7 protein-coding genes are annotated in these 6,409 nt (G+C 48.5%); 1 reads left to right on the forward strand and 6 read right to left on the reverse strand.

Annotation, left to right across the window (positions count from 1 at the left end; all coding sequences use genetic code 11):
• Positions 1 to 22 precede the first annotated feature (22 nt).
• From ET33_RS21990 to ET33_RS22015, 6 genes are all read right to left on the reverse strand, one after another.
• A complete protein-coding gene (locus ET33_RS21990) occupies positions 23 to 421 on the reverse strand; it encodes a DoxX family protein (RefSeq protein WP_036686641.1) in 399 nt (132 codons plus the stop codon).
• Between the two features lie 376 nt (positions 422 to 797).
• Positions 798 to 1,472 (reverse strand): ribose-5-phosphate isomerase RpiA, encoded by a 675-nt coding sequence (rpiA, locus tag ET33_RS21995; protein ID WP_036686642.1) that lies wholly within the window; start codon positions 1,470 to 1,472, stop codon positions 798 to 800.
• Between the two features lie 94 nt (positions 1,473 to 1,566).
• The gene (locus tag ET33_RS22000) at positions 1,567 to 2,166 is read right to left on the reverse strand and encodes a nitroreductase family protein (protein WP_036686643.1); all 600 of its coding nucleotides are present in this window, start codon (positions 2,164 to 2,166) and stop codon (positions 1,567 to 1,569) included.
• A gap of 172 nt (positions 2,167 to 2,338) precedes the next feature.
• On the reverse strand, positions 2,339 to 3,421 hold the full coding sequence (locus tag ET33_RS22005) for an LLM class flavin-dependent oxidoreductase (RefSeq protein WP_036686644.1): 1,083 nt from the start codon (positions 3,419 to 3,421) through the stop codon (positions 2,339 to 2,341).
• 1,263 nt (positions 3,422 to 4,684) lie between these two features.
• On the reverse strand, positions 4,685 to 5,119 hold the full coding sequence (locus ET33_RS22010) for an SRPBCC family protein (protein ID WP_036686645.1): 435 nt from the start codon (positions 5,117 to 5,119) through the stop codon (positions 4,685 to 4,687).
• Between the two features lie 252 nt (positions 5,120 to 5,371).
• The gene (locus ET33_RS22015; protein ID WP_152570681.1) at positions 5,372 to 5,587 is read right to left on the reverse strand and encodes a helix-turn-helix domain-containing protein; all 216 of its coding nucleotides are present in this window, start codon (positions 5,585 to 5,587) and stop codon (positions 5,372 to 5,374) included.
• 224 nt (positions 5,588 to 5,811) lie between these two features.
• Here ET33_RS22015 and ET33_RS22020 point away from each other — a divergent pair, with 224 nt between their 5' ends.
• Positions 5,812 to 6,300 carry an N-acetylmuramoyl-L-alanine amidase family protein gene (locus ET33_RS22020; protein ID WP_161783560.1) on the forward strand — a complete coding sequence of 163 codons (489 nt, stop codon included), beginning with the start codon at positions 5,812 to 5,814 and terminating at the stop codon, positions 6,298 to 6,300.
• Positions 6,301 to 6,409: the final 109 nt, after the last annotated feature.

The following is a 6,409-nucleotide window of genomic DNA, read 5'->3' on the forward strand; positions in this document are numbered from 1 at the left end:
TCATTTCATGATCCGTGCCAAATTATTTAATGAGCGCATCCAGCGAATAAGCGCCGGCGCCCGTCAAAGCCACGCCGATAGCGACAACCAGCAGCACGAGTTGGTATTCGTACCCGTTGGCGGTAGACCACAAACCGTTTGGACCGTGCACCTTCACGATCGCGCCGACCATGGTCGCGGCAATCAGCACCGCAGCCAGCGGGGTAAGCAGACCGGCTGCAAACAGGACGCCACCGAGCAATTCCATTAGTCCGGCCAATACCGCCATGACGACGCCCGGCTTGATGCCGACCGAATCCATCCACCCCCCAGTTCCCTTCGGACCATAGCCGCCGAACCAGCCAAACAGCTTCTGCGCCCCGTGCCCGATAAACAACAGCCCAACCACCAACCGAACCAACAACAATCCCAATGCCAACATCATCATCATCCTCCATTATTTTTAATTTGTTATTCTTAATTTTAAGATATTTGGCGTAGCTTCCTTACAAAAACATTGCCGCATAGCTTACGACATCTCGGCATCTCGGCGCCACATTCTTGGCTTTATTTGCTTTACGCCCTTATGCCTCACGGACAAATGCCCATTGCTCGCGGCCTTATCCTTCCAAGCCTTCATCTTCATGCCAAGCAAGCCGCCCTACTTCCCAACTACACGGACTATGCTTCCCCCAATCGTTCTACCGTCGCTCGCTAATACACCCCGAACTCCTCCTTGCGGATATCTTTGATTTAATTATCTTAAATTAAAGATATATGATTTTGTGATCCATGTCAATAGTCAATTTAGAAAAAAATCAGGATCCGGACTTCGTCCTGACCGTCCCGTCGGAATGCCCTACCACGATCAGATCCGCCATGTTGACGAACAGCCCGTTCTCCACGACTCCGGGCAGCTTGTTCAGCTCCACAGTCAATTCGCCGGCATTCGGAATGGACCCAAACCGGCAGTCTATCACGTAATTTCCGTTATCCGTCACAAAGGGAGCCCCCTCCTTCATCCGCAGAACCGGCTCGCAGCCCATTTGCCCCAGCTGCTTGCTTGTCATCTCCCAACCGAACGGCACGACTTCGACGGGAAGTGGAAACCGGCCCAATTCGGGCACGCATTTGGAATGATCGACGACGACGATGAAGCGGTCCGAAAATGACGCAATCATTTTCTCCCGCAGCAAAGCTCCTCCCCCGCCCTTGATCAGCTCATCCTTCGGACTGACCTCGTCCGCACCGTCCACGGTCAGATCCAGCGGAGCTTGCAGCCTAGCAAACGGCAGAAGAGGAATCCCCGCCTCGCGAGCCAGCTTCTCGGTCTGGACAGACGTCGGCACAGCTTCGATCCGCAGCCCTTCCTTAACCAGCTCGCCGATTCTGAGAATGGTCCAATATACCGTCGATCCGGTTCCAAGGCCGATTCTCATCCCATCGCTTATGTATTCCGCCGCTTTCTCGCCGGCCGCTTTTTTCGCATCCATGTTCATTACCCCCTGTCGAACAACACTCCCCCCGGCAGCCGGTAGACCGGCAGGACCTAACCTCCACACCGGTCGGCTGCTGCTAGCAGGCGCTTTAAGTATAAATTTTAACACGCTCTTCCAACGGTTTAAACTCCTTGTCGCCAGGAGGCGCCGTAGGCTTGCCGAACGGCATCTGAGCGATAAGCTCCCACGTTTCCGGCAGGCTCCATTCCGCTCTCACCTGCTCGTCGATCAGAGGGTTGTAATGCTGCAGCGATGCCCCCAATCCTTCGTTCGCTAGCGCGGTCCAGATAACATACTGGAGCATGCCCGACGACTGCTGGGACCAGGTCGGGAACCGCTCCTGATAGGTAGGGAACTGAGCTTGCAGCGCTTCGACCACGGCCATATCTTCGAAGTACAGAATAGTACCGTAGGCGGCGCGGAACCCGTCCATGCGCTTCTGGGTCGAAGCAAACTGGTCTTCCGGCACAATCGCCTTCAACACCTGCGTCGTAATGTCCCACAGCTTATCGTGATGCTTTCCGAACAAAACAACGGCCCGTGCGCTTTGCGAGTTGAAGGAGGAAGGCGTGTGCTTCACCGCTTCATTGACGATTTCCCGGATTTTATCGTCCGGAACGGTCGATTCCTTGCTTAATGTGTAAATGGTCCGCCTTTTTTCCGCCAAAGTTAGAAATTCATTTGCCACTGTTTCCACAACTCCTATCGCAGAATGGGTATTAGCTTTACACCTCTTACAAGCTTCCCGAAAACCTATCGCCTTTATTCGTTGACTTGATCTCGATAAGCTTTCTTAACCGTTCTGCCCCATCCGTAAACTGCACGCCCCTATCTACCGCAGCACCACTTCCGCTGTCGCTCTATGCCTGCTGCACCGAGAGTATGTCCTGTTGTGGCGCGGCAGGTTTGCTTTCCCATACGGTGCTCGGAATCTCGCGCCGCAGCACTGGGGCTACATCGGACGCGAACCGTTCCATCTGCTCGCGCTGCTCCGCTTCCGTCAATCCGTCGACACTGATGCTGAGCACCTGATGCCCGTAGGCCTGATGATAATTCAGAATCTTCTCTATCACGAAGTCTGCGCTGCCGACCAGAACGGGGCCGTTCTTGATGCTATCCTCTAGATCTCTAAAGGGCGATTGGTTATGCTGGGCCGCTGCTGTGGAGGTAAAAGCGTCGTAGTAAGGGCGAAAGCGTCTGACCGCTTCCTCGGAGGTGTTCGCCAAATACAAGCTGCCCGCGCCTGCACCGACGACAGCATCTTTCGGATCGCGGCCATAATAGGCCCAGCGTTCACGGTAATGATCGATTAGCGCTTTATACTTGGCTTGGGGATGGAACGTATTGGACGAGAAGATTGGCTCGCCGTATTTTGCGGCCAATTCGGTGGAAATCGTGCTGGATGCGCTGCCGTGCCATACGGGAATAGGCTGCTGGAGAGGTCTGGGCTGTGTGGTCGCGTTGCCCAGCGACGGACGATAGCGTCCCTGCCAGGTGACGTTCTCTTCATTCCATAATCGCTTGAGCAGAGCATACCGTTCCGACAGTGATTCCCACTGCTCCTCCTCGGTAATGCCGAAGAGCGGATAGTGGCGGGGATCGTTACCTTTGCCGATGATCAGCTCCAGCCGACCGCCCGAGAGGTGGTCGAGCGTAGCGTAGTCCTCGGCCACACGCACCGGGTCGAGCACGCTCAGGACGGTCACGGTGGTCAATAGGCGGATGCGCGAGGTTCTGGCCGCGATAGCGCTCAGGATCACCGGCGGCGAGGAGGACAGGAACGGGGCGCCATGCCGCTCACCCACGCCATAAGCGTCGAAGCCGAGCTCCTCCGCGAGCATCGCCTGCTTCAGCACGTTCTGAAATTTCTGCTGCGCCGTCAAAGCTTCCCCCGTCACGGCGTTGGGGAGATTCATCACAAGGCTGGACAAAATAAATTTCATTCACGTGACCTCCTTCGCTGCAACGAAGTCTTTGGTTTGTGAAAATGTTACCATATGCCCGGTGAACCTACAATGATTTTTTCTTACTATTCCAATTTATTTACTATGTATAAATATCACAACTTTCCATCGTGTCTCGGGATCTTCCATTAACGGGCAATCGCTCTCAGCTGCAAGTTGGGGGGATTCGAGCAATTAGCAAGCGAGTGGGCTCCTGCATAAGATGTCTTATCGCTTACAGAAACACCGATACCCCTTCATAAGGAGTGAAGTCTAATGGCATATATGCCGATGTCCCCTCCACCTCAATTCGTCCCAGAAGAACCTGCTACATCTTATATTATTGACTGCGTATTTCAATACACCTATGTCTGGTTATGGAACGGTGACAGCTTCTGGTTTTACCCGACTCGGGTTGAGTATGGTGAAGTTTCAGGCTATCGTTGGAATGGGCTATTCTGGTCTTATTATGGATTAGATCCAAGATTGATCAGATCCGTTTCATGTCCTCCAATTCCCACTTTATATTAAAAGCATATCTAATCAGCAGCTCGCTGTGCTAACGGGCAGGGTGAATGAATTAACATTTATATCCATACCGTATTTCTTCTGCTCAAAACCATAGTTGACTATACCACTAATGACACGCTTTATAATGACGTCGTTATCCAAAAGAAGTTGATTATATGATCGTATTGATTTTCTGTTACAAACGAGATATCCCGTTCGATAAAAATTATTATTTTAATTCGCATCTCCCAAATCTGTCCAGAAAAACTGTTCTTGAAATGGGGGCTTCCAAGTAGAGGTGAAAAAAGTCTTATCTTCAGCAGACGGATCCTCTGTTCCGTATTCATTTATATTCAATTTGTATTTTGAGTCTAGTGCTGCTTTAGAAACATTTATCAGTGACCCTAGAATCAAAGCTTTGCAAGATGATGTATCTAACTATTACATCGGACAGCAAGATATATTTATCGAAGAAATCGTCACATCGTTCACAAGTGTCGACTGAGCTAACGGGTCCGGTAGCTCAATAAAAACAGCGGCAATCCAAGACTATTTTTGAAAGTCCTGATCCGCCGCTGTTTGATTTTTTTGTCCAATCTAATACTTAAATTTTGAAGGCTGGCGATTTTCAATCATGGTAGGCGCTTGATAGCACCCCATCGCAACTTTCACCGTAGAGATGACTCTCATGCCGGACGTAGATAGCAAAGCGCATGCCGATGTCGGCATGCGCTTCTAAGGCTGCGAAAGATCTTATTCCTCTTTAACCGTTTCCACATATTTCTTGAAATTGTCTAAAATCGCCTGCCACCCGGCTTGCTGCATCTCGACGGTGTTGGTCTCTTCCGCTTCGAACGATGTGATGATTTTCGTATCGCTGTCTTGGTGAATAAAAACGATCTTCACTTTTCTACCGTCGGCGATCGTATAGGAGATGCTCTCGTTAATGCTCACCTCGTCGTATACTCCGCTGAAATCAAATCCAAAACTGCCGTCTTTGGCTTCCATTCTCGAGAGGAATTTACCGCCGACCCTCAGATCATTCTCGGCGTATGGCGTGTGCCAATCATCGGAAGCCTTATTCCATTGCGTGATATGCTTCGGATCTGTCCAATATTTCCACACGCTTTCGACGGGAGAATGAACGATCGTTTCCAATGTTATCGTTACCGGATTACCTGTTCCCATTACATAACCTCCTTGGTAAGATACACAATTTTACCTACATCTATTATAGCATGAAACGGCAGCTAGATTTCTTTTCGATTGCTATTACCCAAATCTCCCTCTATGTTCTGTCCGTTAGATCAATAAAAAAAGAACGCTCCCACGCCTTCGCTTGGGCTACGTCCTCCACATTCTAATTTCCGATTTGTTTCATGGCTCGAGCAGCCTCGATTCCTGCCGTTGCCTATTCTTTTTCCAGTTCCAAAAATACCCTTACTTTTCGTTGATAATATATTCGATTAGTTTTAATTTTAGTGTCTGCTCTGCATCCTCTTTAGAGGTTCTAATATATCTTGCAAGATTTTTTATATCTTCTTCGAAGAATTGCAGAATGAGTTCCATACTTCGCTTGTCACCTTCTCTTGCCTTTATCGAGAGTTGCTCTAAATTATATGCGTCCTCATTTTTTCTAGGCTCTTTTTCTTCCATTTGCTCACCGCCTGTTGTGATATGCATAGCTCATTTGCAACTTCCTTTTCTTTCATACCATCCACATAAATTCTTTTGATAATATAGCGTCCTTTTTCTGAATTGATAGATTGAATTAATTCACCAACATAAATATGGCTCAAATTATCGGAAGTATCATTTTGGTTTTTTGAGAAATACTCAAAATCAATTGATAGAGTTTCTCGATTTATCTGTTTGCGAGCTTGGTACTGCATGGTACAACTTATGGAACTCGTAAGGAAAAAGATGTAACTCTGCGATTCAGTAAAATTCTTAAAACTAAACTGGAGAATAAAGGTTGCACTGTTTATATGACTCGCACCGACGATAGTGACTTTGGTGGCGCGGATATCGATGATGACGTAAACAAACGCGTAGAATATATTAACAATAATTATCCAGGTGTTAACGCGTTGATTAGTATTCACGTTAATGCCCGCTTTGGGAGATACGGTCCGTTTTACCAAAAAGATACTGTTTCTTCAAAAGCTTTCGCAGAAACGATTGCAAAAAGATACGGTACTGCGGTACATGAAGGCGACTTTGCAGTTATTCGGAACACAAACCGTGCTGGACAAAAAACCCTTATCGAACTTGCTACTATTGACGAGTCTTGGTTAGACAATGAAAATAGCCTCGACAACACAGCAAATTTCATTATCCTTGGTCTTGAAGATTACACTGGTTATTAAAAATAAAAGGTCGAGCAGAGAAACGGGACTGAGCCCGTAACGTGAGACAAATCAAAACACCTTCGAGAGAATGTAACCATGTCGTAAGATATGGAGACAACCTTGGAGG

The organism is Paenibacillus tyrphae (assembly GCF_000722545.1).
In the GTDB taxonomy this organism is placed as follows: Bacteria; Bacillota; Bacilli; order Paenibacillales; family NBRC-103111; genus Paenibacillus_G; species Paenibacillus_G tyrfis.